Origin of the sequence: Emergencia sp. (genome assembly GCF_048465375.1) — a bacterium.
GTDB lineage: Bacteria > Bacillota > Clostridia > Peptostreptococcales > Anaerovoracaceae > Senimuribacter.
Genome location: NZ_DBFWLQ010000024.1, coordinates 566,534 through 581,817, shown reverse-complemented (window position 1 = coordinate 581,817; position 15,284 = coordinate 566,534). Strand labels below are relative to the sequence as shown.

The following is a 15,284-nucleotide window of genomic DNA, read 5'->3' as shown; positions in this document are numbered from 1 at the left end:
TGGCAGTCCTTTATCATGTAAACTAATTTTCTTTCTCTGGTGAAAAATCCATGATTTTATGGATCGCTTCTGTAACTTCAAGATAATCTTCTACTAACTCCTCTAAACGCTTCTCACCGGCTTCCTCGAGATGATAGTATACGCGTGTCATTCTCTTCCCTACAGTTTTTTTGTAATCGGTGATAAAGTTGTTGTCGATTAGCTTGTACAAAGTCGGGTACATGGATCCTTCTGGAATCACCAAAACGCCGTTTGATCGCTGATTGATCAGCTGTGAAAGCTGATAGCCGTAACAGTCCCCTTCTGTTTTCAGCAGATGAAGCAACAGCATTTCTACTGACCCTTTCTTAAAATTACTTTTGTTTTTACTTCTTTGTGTCATATTGCATCATTCCTTTCTACAGATATATTAAAACATCTCAAACAACAAAGCAATAAGTATTTAACTATATTACGTGATGGATTTGTGAATTTTTTTCCATTGTCAGTGAAATAGACCGGAATACAATTCTTAAGAATTCTTAATTTTGCCCCAAGGGTATTGACCCTGTCTAGTATTAGTAATATCATGTAAATACAAAAGGGGAAGCTATAGTATACGAACTAGAAAAGGGGTAGAGATGATTACAAGAACTATTACAGTGTCTTTAATTGCATTCTTTCTTTTGATTATTGCCATAATCGGGGCAATCGTCATGATTAACAGGGGAAACTAAAATCAATAGGGGTATGGAGATGAGAGATTAGCCGGAAACATTTTCCGGCTCTTCGCTCTTTTTGGGACATTTATTTCTTGGTTGCGATGGCGCCCATGATATCGCCGACCTCAGCCAAGAATATTTTCTTTTTGGCCAGATCAGTCAATGAGAGCATACCGACCAGTCTGCCGTTTTCCAACACGGGAAGGCGATGGACCTTCTTTTTTGAGAAGAGACAGGCGGCATCGTGGACGTTCATTTCTGGCGAGATGGTCACAAGATTTGTTGTCATGATATCTGTGATTTTCGTAAGTTCGACGCTGGCAGCATCTGCAGTCGATACGCGCATTAAAATGTCCCGATCGGTCACCAGTCCAAGTAAACAGCCTCTGTTATCGCAGATTGGCACGATTCCGATGTTATTTTTTTTCATCAATGCGGCAGCATCTGAAATAGAAGCATCGGGTTTTAAAAAGCATACGCTGGTCGTCATAAGTTCTTTTACGGTCATAAAAATAATCCTCCTGCTTTTATGCTTTACAGGAGGATTTTAATTATGCGCTGATTTGTTTTAAAATGTTATGATCTTGCTCTGTCAGAATTCCAGAAAGATCTGGAGAAGAGCAGAATGATTGCATAAAGCTCTAATCTTCCCGCCAGCATTAAAGCAGAGGAAAAGAGCTTGCCAAACCAGGAGAAGATGCCGAAATTACCGCCTGCAATATTGCCAAAGCCGGTACCATTGTTCGTAATAGCCGCTAGCGAGGCCGCCAGTGTCGTCTCCATATCTTGATTTTCCAAGGACAGCACCAGGGAGGAAACGATATATATGGAGAAAAACAACATCAGAAATACGGTGATAGAAGAAGCGCTTTCTGCGCTGACCGGTTTCTTCTGAATCATAACAGGCTTGATTGCATGGGGGTGGATCCTTTTGTAGATTCCTCTCATAATCAGTTTGAAGTATACGACAAATCGTATGACTTTGATGGAACCGCTGGTAGAATTCCCGCAGCCGCCGATCAAAAGCAGGACTAGCAATACGATTTTGCAGGCTGTCGGCCATATATTGATATCTGCTATTTCAAAACCTGAAGTGGAGCCAAAGGCTACTGCTTGAACAAAGGAGTCTCCAAGAGCCTTGAAAAAGGAATGGTATGTGCCAGTTGCAGTCAGGACGATAGCCATGATGACTGAGCCGCCCGTTAAGAGACTCAGATAAGTCCGAAGCTCCACATTTTTGACGACGCGTTTCCATTTACCGACGGAAATAAAGAAATACATCATGAAATTAACGGACCCTGCGATGGAAAAGAAGGTGAACACGGCCTTTACATAAGGGGTAAAGTTGATTACGACGTCATTGTTCAGGTTATACAGTCCGGCGGTACTGATAGTAGACATCGTATTGATGACGGCTTCAAATGGTGTCAGGCCGCTGGGCAGCAATAGACATAATTCCAATATCGTCATTGCGATGTAGATTCTGTAGGATAGCTTAGCCGTATCGCTGATTCGTGCAGACATTTTCTCAAGATCAGGGCCGGGAACTTCCGCCGCCGCCATTTTCTGTCCCTGCACTCCCAGTATTGGGAAGAAGGAAATCGTCAGTAGGAGCAGCCCCATACCGCCCAGCCAGTTGGTGATGGCTTTCCAAAGAACCAGAGAACGCGGCATGGCATCGATATTGATTACCCAGGCTCCCGTAGTGGTCCAGCCGGATACAGACTCAAAAATACAGTCTACATAAGAATAACCGCATTCTGATAAAGCGTAAGGCATGGTGCCTACCAGGCAGACCAGGAACCAACAGATAAAGGCGACAAAATAACCTTCACGGGTTTTGATTTTCAATGTATAGTATCGCAGGTGCTTAAATACGGTCATGCCAAAACAGATACAGCATATGGCAGTAAAGAAAAAGGCTGACGCCGCACCCAATTCCTTATAATAGACAGCACAAACCAGGGGCACCAGCATAGCGCACCCCTCAAATAACATGATGACGGATATGGTTCTTAAAATAACTCGATGATTATATGTCATTTTTCTATTCCTTATGATTTATTGGAGTTCCAGTAATGGGGCGAGAACAACATGAAAAATGTGAATAGTTCCAGCCTGCCTGCAATCATTAACAGCGATAAAATCAGTTTTGAAAACCCAGAAAATTCGCTGAAATTCATGACAGGACCAATGAGTGAGAATCCAGGTCCGATATTTCCCAGACAAGTGATAACAGACGAAATGGTCGTCATCAGATCAAATCCGTTAAAAGAAATAATAAAAGAACCTGCAAACACTACAAATATATAGAAAAACACAAAGTTTGCGATATTCGTTGAAACTTCTTGAGGAACTTCTTTTCCTCCCAGTGTCACAGTGACCACCCGTCTTGGGTGCAGCTTCAGGGAGACACCTCTTCGAATCAGCTTCAAAGATACTAGAATTCTGATTACTTTTACGCCTCCGCCTGTGGATGAAGAGCACGCACCGACAAGCATCAACAGGAAGATCAGCATCTTGCTGAAGGTAGGCCAAATGTCGTAATCAGCGGTGGCATAGCCTGTAGTCGTGATGATAGAAGCCACCTGAAAAGTGGAGGTGCGAATTCCTTCTTCCACATCATCATAGACTCCTGTGACAAAGAGATCGACGGCAATCAGAGCGGATACAGAAAGTATGATTAAAAGATACAGCTTTAATTCAGAATCCTTCATCATGGATTTGAACCCTCTTCTTGCCAGCACAAAATAGAGATTGAAATTGATACCGCAGAGAATCATGAAAATCGTGATTACCCATTGCAGGTAGGGGCTTTCGAAGTGGGCGACGCTGTTTCCATAAGATGAAAAACCACCGGTTCCAACTGTACCAAAGGTGTGGACAAGTGAATCGTAGAAATTCATGCCACCCAAGAGCAGAAGCAAAGTCTCAAGTATGGTAAAAAACAGATATACTAAATACAGCCGCCTGGCAGTATCAGAAAAACGAGGAGCAATTTTGTCCAGCGTAGGACCGGGTGTTTCTGCGCTGGCGATAAGTTGACCGCCGACGCCGATAGACGGCAGCAGGGCCATGGCGAAAACGATGATACCCATGCCGCCCAGCCAATGTGTGAAGGAACGCCAGAACAGCATAGATTTAGGAAGTGCCTCAATATCGGCAAGGATAGAAGACCCTGTAGTTGAAAATCCGGAACAGGTTTCAAAAAAAGCATCGATATAACTTGGAATCGCTCCGGAGAACCAAAGTGGAAATGCACCGATTAAAGAGGCCACCAGCCAGCACAGTGACACAATAAGAAACCCATCTCTGGCCTTTAATTTGATCAGAGAAGGGCGAAATAACTTAATTAATATAAATCCTATGACAAAGCAAGGGATGATTGTAAAAACGAAACACCGAAATGCCAGCATTTCGTGATAGACCAAGGCTACGATAAGAGAAGGTATCAGGCAGAGCCCCAGTACCAAAAGCAAAATTCCCATCATCCTTATGACACCATTAAAGTTTACTGTCATTTTAAACTCCTAGTTTTTGTTCTTTAATAGTTTTTCCAAGTCGCCAATTTCGCTCAGCAAGCTGAGTATGATGACTTTGTCGTGCAGTTCTATCTTTGTGGTTCCAGTCGGAATAATAACGTCTTTCCCTCTGTGGATAGCAGCAATCAATACGCCGTCAGGAAGCTCCAGCTCTGCGAGGGGAACACCGATCATGGTCATATGAGAGTGTGCGATGATTTCCATGATTTCAGCTTGTCCCTGAATCAATAGGGACGAAATGATTTTTTTCGATCCTTGAATAAATCTCAAAATATTGCTTGCTGTAATGTCAAGGGGATTCAGCACGACATCCACTCCCATGCGCTCGATGAGGCCTTTATAACTTTCGTGACTGACTTTGGAAATGACGTCGGCAATTCCATGCTGCTTGGCAGTCAATGCCAGAAGCAGATTTTCTTCGTCATAACCAGTGGCGGTTACGAAGGCATCCATTTCGTTCATATTTTCTTCTTCCAACAGGGAAATATCTGTTCCATCGCTGTGGAGGACCATGACATTATTTAAATGCGTAGATAGATAACGGCAACGCTCTTTGCTCTTTTCTACTAATTTTACGGCAGCTCCAAATTCTGAAAGCTTTTCTGCTAGGTAAAACCCGGTTTTTCCGCCGCCTATGATCATAACCTTCTGAAGGTTCGTATAACGTCCTTTCTCATGGACTTTTTTATTTAGGCTGATGATCTGGTCTTTTTCGCCCACAACGTAGAGAAAGTCCCCATTCTGTATATGGTCATTGCCATGAGGAATGATGACTTTGCCGTTTCTTGAGATAGCCGCGATCAACATATTGGGCAGATATTCTCCGACTTCGGGAATACTGCGGCCCACCAGCTTTGGAAACCGTTTTGAGGGGAACTCAATCAGGGAAATTTTTCCACTGGTGAAGATTCCATTGCTCAAAGTATATTTTTCCGCTAAATATTTGTAAATTTCAACTGTAATCGCCAAATCTGGATTGATAATTGAATCAATGTGCATGGTTTCTTTTATAAAATCAAATTGATTCATATATTCCGGTTCTCTGACTCTGGCGATGACATGCCTGCATCCCAGTTTTTTGGCAAAAGCAGAAATTACGATGTTGGTTTCGTCGTTATCCGTTACTGCCAGCAGATAGTGAAAGGTATTGATATTGGTGTTCTTAAGAACTGCAATATCTTTTGCATCTGCATTGATTGTCATGACATCAAGATGCTGTGACAGTTTATGTAGGACGTCCTCATTTTTGTCGATCATTGTAATCGCATAATCTCCGCCCAGCAGGGCTTCTGCGACTTTAAAGCCCAATTTGCCGGCGCCAACAATAGCAACGTTCATCTTTATATCCTCTTTATAATTTCAAAATTTTCGTGTAAGCACTTACACTATTCTAATTCAAAACATTTGAATTTGCAAGCGGTTTTGGAATTTGGTATAATGGTTCCAGAATCAAACAGCGTTGCTGCAAGGAAGGAACCATTGAATCATGACTTTCGACTGTATTTTCAAAGGTATAGTCATGGTATAATGAACGCAAACGATCTTACAGCGTTGCTGCAAGGAAGCGTTCATTGAATCATGTGCTACGGCTATATTCTCAAAGGAATGCACATGGTATAATGGTTCCAGAATCAAACAGCGTTGCCTTTTGTCCCGGTTTTAGCTGGCAAGGCAAAACGGACAGCGAAGCGAGCTGGGCGCGCGTAGGAGTATTGCGCAGCATGTGCTGCCACAAGGGAGGGAATTCTATTGAAAATTAAGAGATTTATAGGCGGAAGTCTGCTGAGTAATGGTTATGTGCTTTACGGACAGACAGGCGGGACCTGTTATATCATAGATCCAGGGTATCAACCTAAAAAATTTATCAACTTTGTGAAAGAGAATCAACTGACACCAAGAGGAATTATCTTGACCCATCTTCACCACGATCATGTTGGCGCTGCAGAAGCTGTGAGAGACGCTTTGGAGTGTTCGATTTTCATGCACGAGGAGGACGCTTTTGTATATAAAGGCGTGGTGGATCAGCGTATAAAAGCGGGAGACACCTTTGAACTAGATGATGAAGTTCTAGAGGTTTTGCATACGCCGGGACATACCAGAGGCAGTATCTGCATTATGGGAGCAAAAAGCAGAGTGTGCTTTACAGGAGACACGATCTTTGACACGGATTTGGGCAGGACAGATCTGGCGGGCGGTTCAGAAGCCGATATGAAACGTTCCATATGCGAGGTGGTCGATCTATGGGAAAATGACATCATGATTTATCCTGGCCATGACGATGGCTGTACCATGAAGAAAGTTAGAATTTATAATACAGAATTTTTAGCATTGAGGGATGGAAATGAAAGATAAGAAGATAAGAATGGTGGCTCTGGACCTCGATGGAACCACGCTCAATAATCAAAAGGAAATATCGGCGCGGACCATGACTGCATTCAGAAAAGCGATGGAAAGCGGCGTGCATATCGTCGTTTCTACAGGTCGGACCTTTCAATCACTGCCAAAACAGCTTTTTAGCATCGAGGGATTGGAATATATTGTGACATCCAATGGCGCCCATGTAACAGAATTGGCCACGATGAAGACCATTTATGAAAACTACCTGACCTCTCATGCTGTTGAGGAAGTCGTAAGAGTGCTGCGAGGCACCGGCTTTTCTATCGAAACTTTTGTCGGAGGCAAAGCCTTTATCGACAAAGCGGAATACGAGGACGTCGTTGCCAATGGTTCCACTTACCGCGATGCGGAATACATCAAAAGCACGCGCAACCCGATCCCGCATATCTGTGATTACATGATTGAAAACAAGCATCAAATTGAGAATATCAGCATCAATTTTGAACACATAGAAGAAAAAGAAAAATGGCAGCGGATTCTAGAACAAATTGAGGGGATTACTCTGACTTCGTCCTTTCAACACAATTTTGAGATTGGCGGAGCCAATACCAGCAAGGCAGAAGCTTTGCGCTTTCTCATGAGAAGATTGGGTGTGAGTTCTGATGAGTTGATGGCCTGCGGAGACAGCCCTAATGATATGGAGATGATCAAACTGGCAGAAATCGGTGTGGTTGTCGGCAACGCGTCGGAGGAGATGAAATCCTTAGCAGATTATATCACAGATACCAACGACAATGACGGCGTAGCAAAAGCGATCGAGCATTTTGTTCTGTAGACTGTGCTATCGCTTTCAGACAGGAGTCACTTTTGGTGGTTCCTGTTTTTTTACGATCAATATATTGACATATATTGTAAAATGTAGTAAATTAAATATATAAATAGTAAAATTTTACAAATGGAGACGCGCAAGAAGATGTATGATAGAAAGTTAATTGGAGATGCAGGAGAAGACTTTGCTGCCAAAATTTTGACCATGCAAGGTTATCAGATATTGGAACGGAAATATCGATCTAAAGCAGGAGAAATCGATATCATTGCAGAGAAGAGTGATGAACTGATCTTTGTCGAAGTAAAGACCAGGAAGTCTGTAAACTTTGGGACACCAGCAGAATCGGTGACGCTGGGAAAACAGAGACACATCAGAAACACTGCCTCTTACTATCTTAAATCACATGGGAGAAACGGCGGCTTTGTCAGCTTTCAAGTGATAGAAATTCTGTTTAACCAGATTGAAAACGCATTTTGAGAGGAGCAGAAGATGTTATCAAAGACTATTTCTGCAGCGGTACACGGTATCGATGCAGTACCTATTACCGTTGAAACAGACATTTGTAAAGGGATGCCTGTAATGAACATCGTCGGGTTAGGTGATAGGACCGTAAAAGAAGCAAGAGAAAGAATTCGTGCAGCTATCTGTAATTCCGGCCTGCAGTATCCGATGGGCAGAATTACAATTAACATGTCGCCCGCGGGAATGCGTAAACGGGGAAGTCATTTTGATCTGGCTATGATGATGGGCATCTTAGCATCTTCAAAACAGGTTTTTGACCGCAGTTTGGAGGATTATGGCTTTATCGGCGAGTTGTCCTTAGACGGCTGCGTAAAACAATGTGATGGCATTCTGCCAATGGTCACGGCGCTGAGAAAACAGGGGCTAAAAAATGTAATGATCCCTAAGGCGAACAGAGAGGAAGCGGCGCTAGTGAATGGAATCAATCTTCTGCCAGTAGAATCTATAGCAGAGGTCCTCGATCATTTCAACTTAAAGTGTGCAATAGCACCCTATTGTCATGATCCTTTGGATTCAGACACGATGGCGGATGAAAAAGAAATGTTAAATTTTGCTGACGTCAAAGGGCAGGAAAATGTTAAACGGGCAATCACAGTAGCTGTAGCAGGCGGTCACGGCATATTGATGGTAGGCAGTCCATCTACGGGGAAAACTATGATTTCAGAGAGAATTCCGTCCATCATGCCAAAGATGAATCGCGATGAAATCATCGAAACGACGATGATCTACTCTGTGGCTGGTTTGCTCAATGAAGGACAGCCCTATATCTGCAGACGCCCTTTCAGGCAGCCTCATCATAAGATTACGGCGGCAGGACTTCTGGGCGGAGGCGCCTTTCCGAGACCGGGGGAAATCACACTGGCAGATAAGGGGGTACTATTTTTGGATGAAATCGGAGAATTTGACAAAAATATCATTGACACCTTACGTATCCCATTGGAGAAGAAAAAAATTTCTCTCATCAGAAAAGGAGAATCCTACGTATATCCAGCAGATTTCATGCTTGTCGCTGCAACAAACCCTTGCAAATGCGGTTATTATGGTGATGCTGTTCATGAGTGTGTGTGCCGTCCAGCGGAAATTAGCAGCTATCAATCTCACCTGACTGGTCCTATTATGGATCGAATTGATATGCACATCAGACTTTTACCAGTAGATTACAACGACCTCAATTGTCAGACTGCCGAATCTTCCGAAGAGATGAAGCAGAAAATTGAATTTGCAAGGGAAATTCAACACAGACGCTATCAAGGCAGAAGCATTACCTTGAACCATCAGCTGGACGACCATCTGATAGAGGAATTTGCCTTTCTCAGCAAAGAACAAAGCCAGATGTTGGAACAGGCGTACAGCAGATTTCAACTAAATCCGAGAACTGTGCTGAAAATCCGGAAGATGGCAAGAACTGTAGCTGATTTGGATGGAGACGATGACATTCAGAACAAACATCTGGCAGAAGCACTGCAATACAGGGAGAAATTACTATGCAAGGAAAACTTTTGATAGATGACGACAAATTTCCCCAGATTTTGAGGGACTTCGTGCCTGATCTGGGTGTATTATATTTTGAGGGTGACCCTGGACTGCTGCAAAATAGGTGTATCGCCATCGTGGGCAGCAGAAAATGCACCCAATATGGCAAGACCGTAGCGAAGACGATTGGCAGGCGGGCGGCGGAAAACGGCGTGACGGTGGTCAGTGGTTTGGCGAAGGGAATCGATACGGCAGGACATCTGGGAGCACTGGAGGCGGGCGGCAAAACAATCGCCGTCTTAGGTGGTGGTACCGATCATTTTTATCCGCCAGAAAACCGGAAGCTGCAGCAACGAATCGCCAGAGAAGGTCTGCTTTTATCTGAACATGAACCAGGTTATATCGCCAGATCTTACGACTTCCCCAAAAGAAACCGGCTGATCAGCGCTTTGGCAGAAAGTGTGGTCGTCGTGGAAGCGCCAAATCGAAGCGGCGCTTTGATCACAGCAGAATGTGCAGAAGAACAAGGTAAGAACCTCTATGCCGTTCCGGGAAATATTACCAGTTATTATAGTTTTGGAACAAATCAACTGATTCGAGAGAACACGACGCCTCTCATCCTGATAGACGATATTTTCCTAGATTTGAATATTTCTCCCTATATAAAGGAAGATAATCTATTAGACCTGGGAGAGGACGAAAGAAAGGTTTTTGAAGTGATTAAAAATTGCGGAGAAGTCACAATAGATGAAATATATCACAAAACGAACATAAAACCATCGGAAATTAATGGTATAATCACAATTCTAGAAATGAAAGGAATAATTTTTTCGTCTTTAGGGAAAGTTTTTGTTGCAAAATTCTGATAATGCTAATACAATATAGGACTGTAACATTAATATAACGAAAGAGTGCGGGAGGAAAAATGGCAACTGCGAAAAAAACATTAGTCATAGTGGAATCACCATCAAAGGCCAAAACCATTGGCAAATATCTTGGTGCAAACTATAAAGTCATCGCTTCTGTCGGGCATGTAAGGGATTTGCCCAAAAGCAAATTGGGAATCGATATCGAAAACGATTTTGAACCACAGTACATTCCCATCAGAGGCAAGGGGGATATTATCAAGGAACTCAGAAAAGAAGCGAAGAAAGCTTCTAAAGTATATTTGGCAACTGACCCGGACCGTGAAGGAGAAGCAATTTCGTGGCATCTTGCGAATCTGCTTGGGATTGATTTAGACACGCCCTGCAGAATTGTATTTAACGAAATTATCAAAAGCTCCATTAAAGAAGCAATCAAACATCCGAGAAAAATTGACCTGAATTTGGTCGATGCGCAGCAGGCGCGCCGTGTATTAGACAGGCTGGTAGGATATCAGATCAGTCCTCTTTTGTGGAGAAAGGTCAGAAAAGGCCTATCTGCTGGAAGGGTACAGTCGGCAGCGCTAAAAATTATCTGTGACCGTGAGAAAGAAATACGAGATTTTGACCCGAAGGAATACTGGACGATTACGGCCGAATTCAAAAAAGGGAAGAAGTTTACAGCCAAGCTGATGGAATTCAAAAAGAAAAAGCTGGTTGTTGAAAATAAAGAACAAAATGATAACATCTTAGCGGAATTAAATGCTGGAAGATACACTGTTGCAGCGCTGAATCAGAAAGAACGAATAAAGAAACCTTTCGCCCCATTTACGACTAGCAGCATGCAGCAGGAGGCTTCTACGAAGTTGAACTTTAATACCAAAAAGACCATGCTGGTTGCACAGCAGCTTTACGAAGGCGTTGAGATTAAAGGACAAGGTACGGTCGGACTGATCACGTATCTGAGAACTGACTCTGTGAGAATTTCAGATGAAGCCAAGGCGGCTGCAGCGTCTTTTATTACAGATAAATACGGGAAAGAATATTTAGGAAATAACGTTTATTCTAATAAGAAGAAGGACATCCAGGATGCACATGAAGCCATCAGGCCGAGTAACATTTCCCTGGACCCTGAATCAATCAAAGAATCCCTTTCTAACGAACAGTTTAAGCTGTACAGGTTGATTTGGTGCCGGTTTATGGCCAGCCAGATGACAGCTGCTAAATTTGACAATCTGCAGGTAGAAATAGAAAACGGAGATTATACTTTCAAAACGACAGGATCAAAATTACTGTTTGACGGTTATCAAAGGGTGTACAAGAATAGTACAGATGAAGATAAAGATAAGATTCTGCCTGCCTTAGAAAAGGGAGAACTGCTGGAGGTGGTGAGTCTCGGCGGAGAACAGAACTTCACTCAGCCGCCGGCAAGATATACCGAAGCCAGCTTGGTCAAAGAGCTGGAAGAGAAAAATATCGGCAGACCGAGTACCTATGCGCCCATTGTGGGCACTCTATCAGAGAGAAAGTATGTGACGAGAGAGAAAAAATCACTAGTTCCTACTGAATTGGGTTTTTTGGTTACAGGTCTGATGGAAGAATACTTCAAAGAAATTGTCGATGCTAACTTTACGGCTGCAATGGAAGACAAGCTGGATGATGTCGAAATCAAAGATCTAGAATGGAAAAGAGTAATCCGCGATTTTTACGGTCCTTTTGAAAAAGAGTTGGAAGTTGCAGACAATGCAATAGAAAAGGTGACAGTGGAAGACCAACCGACGGGAGAAACCTGTGAGCTGTGTGGAAAGCCTATGGTATTGAAAATGGGCCGTTTTGGTGAATTTATCGCTTGCTCTGGCTATCCAGAATGTAAGAACACCAAACCTATTGTAAAGACTATCGACGTAAAATGTCCGAAATGCGGCAAGGACATCGTAGCACGGAAGAGTAAAAAAGGAAAACTCTTCTATGGCTGCAGCGGCTATCCGGATTGCGATCAGTCTTTCTGGTACAAACCAGTCAACAAAAAATGTCCAAAGTGCGGTGCACTTTTAATTGAAAAGAAAACAAAGGCAGGCAATTTAGCTTGCTCTAATGCTGAATGTGACTACAAAGAGTAGCCTGAAAGGAATAATGGAGGTAGAGAAAATGGTAGAATTTCATGCAACCACAATTTGCGCTGTCAGAAGAGGCCCTGACGATATCGCCATCGGCGGAGACGGACAGGTCACAATGGGTGAGACAGCCATTATGAAAAATGGAGCAAAAAAAGTAAAAAAGATTTTTAAAAATCAGGTGTTGACTGGATTTGCAGGTTCTGTAGCCGATGCTTTTTCGCTGACTGAGAAATTTGAAAAAAAATTAGAAGAGCACGGTGGCAATCTGAAAAGGGCAGCCGTAGATCTCGCGCAGCTTTGGCGTTCTGATAAGGGCATGAGAAGTCTGGAAGCTTTGATGATCGTAGTGGACAAGGATGATTTGCTGGTCGTATCAGGAAATGGCGAAGTCATTGTTCCCGATCAGGACTTTGTAGCAATCGGTTCTGGCGGAAACTTTGCATATTCAGCGGCCAACGCTTTATTTAATCATACAGAGATGAGCGCAGAAGAAATCGTAAAGGAATCATTGAAAATTGCATCTTCAATCTGCGTATATACCAATGATAACATCACGGTAGAAAAGTTATAAGGGGGAAGAATCATGGCAGGTAAAATACAGAGTATGACGCCAAAAGAAATTGTGGCAGAACTGGACAAGTATATTATCGGACAGGACGAGGCGAAGAAATCAGTTGCGATCGCCCTGCGAAACAGATACAGGAGAAGTCTTCTCTCTGACGAGATGAGAGAGGAAATCACACCAAAAAACATTTTGATGATGGGACCAACAGGTTGTGGTAAAACAGAAATTGCCAGACGTCTGGCCAAATTGATGAAAGCACCTTTCGTAAAGGTAGAAGCGACAAAGTTTACGGAAGTCGGCTATGTTGGACGTGATGTGGATTCCATGGTCAGAGACTTGGTAGAAGCAGCTATTCGTATCACTAAACAGTCGAGGCTGCAAGAGAAATATGATATTGCAGAAGAAATCGCAGACGAAAAGATCATCGAAGCGATTATTCCAGGCGGCAAGAAAAAGAAAAATGAAAACAAACCGAACAATCCCTTTGACTTTATTCTGAACAGCGGCGGCTATCCGAGCCAGAAAAAGCTTTATGAGGAGAGCAAGGCCAAAGAGGAAGATAAGAAAGTAGACCCGACAGATATTGAAATGGCTAGAGAACAGGTCAGACAGCAGCTGAAACAGGGGCTGCTGGAGGAACAATTTGTTGAAATCGAGGTCAACGATACGCCAAAAGGCAATCAGTTAGATATGAGCAACGAAGGCATGAGCATCGCCATCGGCAATATCTTTGGCGACATGATGCCGCAGAAGACCAAGACCAAGAGGGTCAGGGTCAAAGAAGCAAGAAAGATTCTCAGAGAACAAGAGGCTCAGAATCTGCTGGATATGGATCAAGTTACTGACGAAGCCCTGGAAAACGCGGAGCAGAACGGTATTATCTTTATCGATGAAATCGACAAGATTGCCTCCAGTTCAAGCTATCATACCGGTGCAGATGTGTCCAGAGAAGGTGTCCAGAGAGATATTCTGCCTATCGTAGAAGGAAGCGTTATCAACACAAAATATGGACCTGTAAAAACTGACCATATCTTGTTCATCGGTGCAGGTGCTTTCCATACGTCAAAACCGACGGATTTGATTCCTGAACTGCAGGGACGTTTCCCAATCAGAGTAGAACTGCAGAATTTGACTAAGGAGTCTTTTGTTCAAATTCTAACCGTTCCAGAGAATGCCATCATCAAACAGCATATTGCATTACTGGAAACAGAAGGAATTAAAGTAGAATTTACAGAAGATTCTATTGACGAAATCGCTACAATGGCGTATCTTATGAATGAGCAGACTGAAAATATTGGAGCAAGAAGACTGTATACAATATTAGAAAAGCTGCTGGAAGATATTTCTTTCAACATCCCCGAGATGGAAGAAGAACAGATTACCATTGATAGGGCCTTTGTTCAAAGTAAATTTATGGATACTATCCACAAGGATGATGTGGACAGATATATCTTATAGGCGGATGAATCCCCTATACAAATAAGAATTAGTTAGTATTTAAAAAGTTGAGGTAAAATATGAGTGAAAAATTATTAACAAGAATTAGAAAGCTGAATTGGGTGCTTTCTGAAAGCACAGCTGGTTACATCTCTTTTGATGAGCTGTGTAATATTATGAGTGAAATGCTGGATTCCAACATTTACATCATGAATAGAAGAGGAAAGGTACTCGCCGCAAAATATGAAGCAGGCGAAGAGGCTCCTTTAGTAGTGGATCCAGAGACGAAAAAGGTGGTTCTGCCTACGCAGTACAATGACAAATTCCTACAGGTTACCGACACCAAGGAGAATTTGACTTACGACAGCATAAAGGCTTACTATGGTGATGAGTATACGCTGGCAAGCAAATACCATACCATCGTTCCAATCATTTTCGGCGGCAATAGAATTGCTACGCTTCTGCTGGCAAGAGCCGACAAAGCTTATGACGATGAAGATATCGCAATCTGCGAATATGGTGCGACTGTAGTCGGAATTGAAGTTGCCAGAGGAATTGCGATGGATGAAGAAGAAGACATCAGAATGAAAGAAGCTGTAGATATGGCTCTTTCCACTCTGTCCTATTCAGAAATGGATGCTGTTACGAAAATTTTTGCTGAACTGAAGGGCGACGAAGGCCTTTTGGTTGCCAGCAAAATTGCTGACAAATCCGGTATCACTCGTTCAGTCATCGTAAATGCACTTCGTAAACTGGAGAGCGCCGGCGTCATTGAATCCAGATCTCTGGGTATGAAAGGTACGAGAATCAAGATTACAAATGAGTTCCTGAGAGATGCGATTAAGAATTTTGAGATTTAATTGATAACAAAAACCTTCTGCTGAACATAGAATATGAT

General features: G+C 42.8%; 14 protein-coding genes. 9 read left to right on the top strand and 5 right to left on the bottom strand.

Annotation, left to right across the window (positions count from 1 at the left end; translation table 11 throughout):
• Nucleotides 1–22: 22 nt before the first annotated feature.
• From ACMQ5W_RS17950 to trkA, 5 genes are all read right to left on the bottom strand, one after another.
• Entirely contained in the window at nucleotides 23–382 is a 360-nt protein-coding gene (locus ACMQ5W_RS17950; RefSeq protein WP_148491821.1) for a PadR family transcriptional regulator, read from the bottom strand.
• A 404-nt stretch (nucleotides 383–786) separates the two neighbouring features.
• Nucleotides 787–1,209 (bottom strand): CBS domain-containing protein, encoded by a 423-nt coding sequence (locus tag ACMQ5W_RS17945; RefSeq protein WP_419026339.1) that lies wholly within the window; start codon nucleotides 1,207–1,209, stop codon nucleotides 787–789.
• 68 nt (nucleotides 1,210–1,277) lie between these two features.
• Nucleotides 1,278–2,744, bottom strand: a complete 1,467-nt coding sequence (locus tag ACMQ5W_RS17940) for a TrkH family potassium uptake protein (RefSeq protein ID WP_419026338.1) — start codon at nucleotides 2,742–2,744, stop codon at nucleotides 1,278–1,280.
• Nucleotides 2,745–2,755: 11 nt separating this feature from the next.
• A complete protein-coding gene (locus tag ACMQ5W_RS17935) occupies nucleotides 2,756–4,222 on the bottom strand; it encodes a TrkH family potassium uptake protein (protein WP_148491824.1) in 1,467 nt (488 codons plus the stop codon).
• 9 nt (nucleotides 4,223–4,231) lie between these two features.
• Nucleotides 4,232–5,581 carry a Trk system potassium transporter TrkA gene (trkA, locus tag ACMQ5W_RS17930; protein WP_148491825.1) on the bottom strand — a complete coding sequence of 450 codons (1,350 nt, stop codon included), beginning with the start codon at nucleotides 5,579–5,581 and terminating at the stop codon, nucleotides 4,232–4,234.
• Between the two features lie 411 nt (nucleotides 5,582–5,992).
• Here trkA and ACMQ5W_RS17925 point away from each other — a divergent pair, with 411 nt between their 5' ends.
• From ACMQ5W_RS17925 to codY, 9 genes are all read left to right on the top strand, one after another.
• Entirely contained in the window at nucleotides 5,993–6,595 is a 603-nt protein-coding gene (locus tag ACMQ5W_RS17925) for an MBL fold metallo-hydrolase (RefSeq protein WP_419026337.1), read from the top strand.
• On the top strand, nucleotides 6,585–7,415 hold the full coding sequence (locus ACMQ5W_RS17920) for an HAD family hydrolase (RefSeq protein ID WP_419026336.1): 831 nt from the start codon (nucleotides 6,585–6,587) through the stop codon (nucleotides 7,413–7,415). Before ACMQ5W_RS17925 ends, ACMQ5W_RS17920 begins: the two co-directional genes overlap by 11 nt.
• 138 nt (nucleotides 7,416–7,553) lie before the next feature.
• On the top strand, nucleotides 7,554–7,886 hold the full coding sequence (locus tag ACMQ5W_RS17915) for a YraN family protein (RefSeq protein ID WP_419026335.1): 333 nt from the start codon (nucleotides 7,554–7,556) through the stop codon (nucleotides 7,884–7,886).
• A 12-nt stretch (nucleotides 7,887–7,898) separates the two neighbouring features.
• Nucleotides 7,899–9,434 (top strand): YifB family Mg chelatase-like AAA ATPase, encoded by a 1,536-nt coding sequence (locus ACMQ5W_RS17910; RefSeq protein ID WP_419026334.1) that lies wholly within the window; start codon nucleotides 7,899–7,901, stop codon nucleotides 9,432–9,434.
• Nucleotides 9,416–10,270 (top strand): DNA-processing protein DprA, encoded by an 855-nt coding sequence (dprA, locus tag ACMQ5W_RS17905; protein ID WP_148491830.1) that lies wholly within the window; start codon nucleotides 9,416–9,418, stop codon nucleotides 10,268–10,270. The genes ACMQ5W_RS17910 and dprA overlap by 19 nt, the downstream gene beginning before the upstream one ends.
• 59 nt (nucleotides 10,271–10,329) lie before the next feature.
• A complete protein-coding gene (gene topA / locus ACMQ5W_RS17900) occupies nucleotides 10,330–12,387 on the top strand; it encodes a type I DNA topoisomerase (protein WP_419026333.1) in 2,058 nt (685 codons plus the stop codon).
• A 28-nt stretch (nucleotides 12,388–12,415) separates the two neighbouring features.
• Complete coding sequence (hslV, locus tag ACMQ5W_RS17895) at nucleotides 12,416–12,955, top strand: ATP-dependent protease subunit HslV (RefSeq protein ID WP_148491832.1); 540 nt, start codon at nucleotides 12,416–12,418, stop codon at nucleotides 12,953–12,955.
• Between the two features lie 12 nt (nucleotides 12,956–12,967).
• On the top strand, nucleotides 12,968–14,407 hold the full coding sequence (gene hslU, locus ACMQ5W_RS17890) for an ATP-dependent protease ATPase subunit HslU (protein ID WP_419026332.1): 1,440 nt from the start codon (nucleotides 12,968–12,970) through the stop codon (nucleotides 14,405–14,407).
• 59 nt (nucleotides 14,408–14,466) lie between these two features.
• Nucleotides 14,467–15,246, top strand: a complete 780-nt coding sequence (codY, locus tag ACMQ5W_RS17885; protein WP_419026331.1) for a GTP-sensing pleiotropic transcriptional regulator CodY — start codon at nucleotides 14,467–14,469, stop codon at nucleotides 15,244–15,246.
• Nucleotides 15,247–15,284 lie beyond the last annotated feature (38 nt).

Coding starts and splice junctions, on each gene's coding strand:
- ACMQ5W_RS17950 (WP_148491821.1), bottom strand. CDS start 382: ATGACACAAAGAAGTAAAAACAAAAGTAATTTTAAGAAAGGGTCAGTA.
- ACMQ5W_RS17940 (WP_419026338.1), bottom strand. CDS start 2,744: ATGACATATAATCATCGAGTTATTTTAAGAACCATATCCGTCATCATG.
- dprA (WP_148491830.1), top strand. CDS start 9,416: ATGCAAGGAAAACTTTTGATAGATGACGACAAATTTCCCCAGATTTTG.
- hslV (WP_148491832.1), top strand. CDS start 12,416: ATGGTAGAATTTCATGCAACCACAATTTGCGCTGTCAGAAGAGGCCCT.
- ACMQ5W_RS17920 (WP_419026336.1), top strand. CDS start 6,585: ATGAAAGATAAGAAGATAAGAATGGTGGCTCTGGACCTCGATGGAACC.
- ACMQ5W_RS17945 (WP_419026339.1), bottom strand. CDS start 1,209: ATGACCGTAAAAGAACTTATGACGACCAGCGTATGCTTTTTAAAACCC.
- codY (WP_419026331.1), top strand. CDS start 14,467: ATGAGTGAAAAATTATTAACAAGAATTAGAAAGCTGAATTGGGTGCTT.
- ACMQ5W_RS17935 (WP_148491824.1), bottom strand. CDS start 4,222: ATGACAGTAAACTTTAATGGTGTCATAAGGATGATGGGAATTTTGCTT.
- hslU (WP_419026332.1), top strand. CDS start 12,968: ATGGCAGGTAAAATACAGAGTATGACGCCAAAAGAAATTGTGGCAGAA.
- ACMQ5W_RS17910 (WP_419026334.1), top strand. CDS start 7,899: ATGTTATCAAAGACTATTTCTGCAGCGGTACACGGTATCGATGCAGTA.
- ACMQ5W_RS17915 (WP_419026335.1), top strand. CDS start 7,554: ATGTATGATAGAAAGTTAATTGGAGATGCAGGAGAAGACTTTGCTGCC.
- trkA (WP_148491825.1), bottom strand. CDS start 5,581: ATGAACGTTGCTATTGTTGGCGCCGGCAAATTGGGCTTTAAAGTCGCA.
- topA (WP_419026333.1), top strand. CDS start 10,330: ATGGCAACTGCGAAAAAAACATTAGTCATAGTGGAATCACCATCAAAG.